1 protein-coding gene is annotated in these 221 nt (G+C 69.2%); it reads right to left on the bottom strand.

The annotated features are described in order from the left end of the window. On the bottom strand, positions 1–221 hold a 221-nt coding region (locus tag GQB03_RS22880; RefSeq protein WP_200832447.1), incomplete at both ends, for an Ig-like domain-containing protein.

Genomic DNA, 221 nt, shown 5'->3' on the forward strand with positions numbered 1-221 from the left:
ACGTGCCGTCCGGATTCACCGTGACAGTGCCGTTCGCCGGGCCGCTGGCCAGCGCCCAGACGTTGCCGCCGTCACCACTCGGGGTGTCATTGGTCGCGAGGGTACCGGTCAGCGGGGTGTCTTCGACTGCGGCCAGGGTATCGTCCGTGGCTACGGGCACATCGTTCACCGCGGTCACGGTCACATCCACCGTCGCCGTCACCGGCGTCGTGCCGTCGGTG

Source organism: Cognatazoarcus halotolerans, assembly GCF_009800965.1.
Lineage (GTDB): Bacteria > Pseudomonadota > Gammaproteobacteria > Burkholderiales > Rhodocyclaceae > Cognatazoarcus > Cognatazoarcus halotolerans.